Annotated in this window: 3 protein-coding genes; all 3 read right to left on the bottom strand. The window is 64.3% G+C overall.

Features of this window, described 5'->3' with window-relative positions; translation table 11 throughout:
• A partial coding sequence (miaA, locus tag ACT8X9_RS13210) for a tRNA (adenosine(37)-N6)-dimethylallyltransferase MiaA (protein ID WP_444269303.1) occupies positions 1–567 on the bottom strand: 567 nt, incomplete at its 3' end.
• Positions 551–2,704: a DNA mismatch repair endonuclease MutL gene (mutL, locus tag ACT8X9_RS13205; protein WP_444269302.1), complete on the bottom strand. Its 2,154-nt coding sequence runs from the start codon at positions 2,702–2,704 to the stop codon at positions 551–553. The genes miaA and mutL, both read right to left, overlap by 17 nt.
• Positions 2,705–2,729: 25 nt before the next feature.
• Complete coding sequence (locus tag ACT8X9_RS13200) at positions 2,730–2,957, bottom strand: hypothetical protein (protein ID WP_444269301.1); 228 nt, start codon at positions 2,955–2,957, stop codon at positions 2,730–2,732.
• Positions 2,958–3,014 lie beyond the last annotated feature (57 nt).

The raw sequence follows: 3,014 nt of genomic DNA, 5'->3' as shown, positions 1-3,014 counted from the left end.
GGACTGGGCTTTCTGTTCACTCAGACGCTTGCCGGTGGCGCGGAAGTGCTCCAGCGCCCGCAGCACCCGCACCTGATTGTTCGGGTGGATGACGGCAGCGGCCTCCGGGTCGGCCTCCTGAAGCTCCTTGTACATGGCTTCCGGGCCTTTTTCGGCCAGCTCGGCGGCCAGCTGCTCCCGCAGGCCATCCGGCGTCTTTTCGGCGGCAAAGCGCACACCATATAAAAAGCTCTGAACATAGAGTCCTGTACCGCCCACAAGGATGGGCAGACAGCCCCGGGCGGAGATGTCCGCTTCGAGCCGCCCGGCCAGCGCGACGAAATCCGCTACGCTGAACGGCTCATCGGGGGTCAGGAGATCCACCGCGTGGTGGGGGATGCCGTGGGTCTCGTCGGGCGTGACCTTTGCCGTGCCGACATCCAGACCCTTATAGAGCTGCATCGAGTCGGCGCTGATGACCTCGCCGCCAAACGTCTCGGCCAGCGTGACGCCGAGGGCGGTCTTGCCGGTGGCCGTAGGGCCTACGACGGCCAGCACCGGATGCTTTTTGTTACACGATTCGGCCAAACTGCTTTTCCAGCTCCTTTCGGGTCAGTTTCAGGACACAGGGGCGTCCGTGGGGACAGAAGGGCGGCACCTCGCCGGAAAGGATCTTCTCGGCCAGCGCCATCAGCTCCTGCGGCGAGGTGTGGTCGCCCGCCTTGATGGCGGCGCGGCAGGAGATGGAGTGGAGCACCCATTCCGTCCGCTCGTTCAGGGCGTCGCGGCTGCCGTGAGCCAGCTTTGCCGCCAGCTCCACCAGCAGATCCTCGGCGCTCCCCTGCTCTACGTCGGCAGGCACAGAGCGCAGACAGACCGAGCTGCCGCCGAAATCGCTCACCTCGAGGCCCGCGCTTTCCAGCAGCGGGAGGTTCGCAAGGAGGGCCGTTTTCTCTTCCGCCGAAAGCTCGATGACCAGCGGCTCCAGCAGGAGCTGGCTGGGGACGTCGCCGTAGTTCGCAGCCAGCTTCTCGAAGAGCTGGCGCTCATGGGCGGCGTGCTTGTCGATGATACAGACTTCATCGCCCCGCTCCGCGAGGATATAGGTGCGGAAAAGCTCCCCCACATACCGCAGCGGCTCAGGGCCGTCCTGTACAGCAAAGCCCAGCTGCTCGGGGGCCGCGCTCTGCTGCGGCGCGTCCGGCACATCAGGCAGGGCCGGCAGCGGCGGGCGTTCTGCGCCCACCGGGGTCGGCTCCCACGCGGCCATGTGGTCGCGGGTGACGTCCGGCAGGTCGATGTCCGGCTCCACATCCAGCTGGGATTCGCTGGATGCAGCCCGGAAGGGCGGCGGCTCAAGGGTGCTGTCCTGCACCGGAGGCTCCGGGCTGTGGAGGGCGGCGTCCATCGGCAGCAGTGCATCGGCTGCAACCGTTGTCCAGCTGTGTTCTGGCTCTGGAGCCGCCGTTTCCGGGGCTTTTGCAGGCAGCGGGAGGATGTCCTGCTCCGGGGCAGAGGGCTGTGCCGGGCGGGGCACTGCCGACGCCGCAGGGCGGAGGGGGCTTTCGGTCGGGTGCGGCAGGCTTCCCGGCTCTGCCTGCCCCGAAATGACTGCGGAAAGACCTGTAAAGCAGTTATTCTTTACATTTATATTTTCTTTAATTTCGCTGTTTTTCGATTCTTGGGATGCATCGTTGGCTTTATCTTCGTCGAAAACGAATCGTCTCTCCCCCGTGCCCGGCTGGCTCAGAGCCAGCTTGACGGCGTGGTAGACAAGGTCGAAGATGTCGTTTTCCCGGGCAAAGCGGACCTCCGTCTTGGCCGGATGGACATTCACATCCACGAGGTCGGCGGGCATCTCAAGAAGCAAGATCCCTCCAGGGAACTTGCCCTGCATCATGGTGCCCTTGAACGCCATCTCCATGCCCGCCATCATGGTGCGGTTGCGGACGTAGCGGCCATTGATATAGAAATACTGCATACTGCGGCTGGCGCGGCAGCTGCGGGGCTGGGTGATCAGGCCCCAGACCCGGTAGACGCCCTCACGGTTGTCCACCTCCATCAGGTCGCGGCTGAACTCCCGGCCCAGCACAGCGTAAGCCGCACTGCGGAGCTGGCCATCGCCGGGGGTGACATACTGCAGCTTGCCCTCGCGGAGGAACTTGAAGCTCACCTCGGGGTGGCTGAGGGCCACATGGCCCACGAGGTCGGCCACGAAGGTGCCCTCGCTGGAATCCTTTTTGAGGAACTTCATCCGGGCGGGCGTGTTGAAGAAGAGGTCCCGGACGCGGATGGTGGTACCGACGCCCCGGGCACCCGGTTCGATAGGCTGCTCTTCCCCGCCCTCGATGCGGTAGAGGGAAGCGCACTCGTCGGCCTCGGTACGGGTGAGCAGCTCGACCCGGGCCACGCTGGCGATGGAGGCCAGTGCCTCGCCCCGGAAGCCCAGCGTGTGGATGCTGTTGAGGTCGTCTTCCGTCCGGATCTTGCTGGTGGCGTGGCGGATGAAGGCTGTGGGGATGTATTTCGCCTCGATGCCGGTGCCGTTGTCGCTGATCTCGATGAGGCGGACGCCGCCCGACTCGATGGAGACGGTGATCTGGGACGCGCCTGCGTCGATGGCGTTTTCCAGCAGCTCCTTCACGACCGACGCAGGCCGCTCCACCACCTCACCGGCGGCGATGAGTTCTGCGGTGTGCTTGTCCAGAACGTGTATCTCTGCCATTCGTTTCCCTCCGTTTCAGATAAACTCAGCCCTTCAGGCTGCCGCTCAGGGTCTTTTTCAGCTCATAGAGGAAGTTCAGCGCCTCGATGGGGGTCAGGGTCTCCACGTCCAGCGCCTCGAGCTTTTCCATCATCTCGCTGGGGACGGCGGGCGAGGAATACTCCTGCAAGGCGTCGAAGTCCATCTGCTCCACCTTATTTTTCGGGGCAGAAGCCTCCAATGCACGCAGCACCTCGTGGGCGCGGCGGGTCACAGTGCCGGGCCTGACTCTTATTCACATCAGACGCAGCCGACGAACTCTAGGGTGTAG

The sequence above is a fragment of the Faecalibacterium sp. genome (genome assembly GCF_052358865.1).
Taxonomy (GTDB): domain Bacteria; phylum Bacillota; class Clostridia; order Oscillospirales; family Ruminococcaceae; genus Faecalibacterium; species Faecalibacterium butyricigenerans.
The sequence above is the reverse complement of the archived record's forward strand: the minus strand, read 5'-3'. Positions and strand labels throughout refer to the sequence as shown.

What these genes read in the sequence shown, in the direction of transcription:
- mutL (WP_444269302.1), bottom strand. Translation starts at nt 2,704, where the DNA reads ATGGCAGAGATACACGTTCTGGACAAGCACACCGCAGAACTCATCGCC.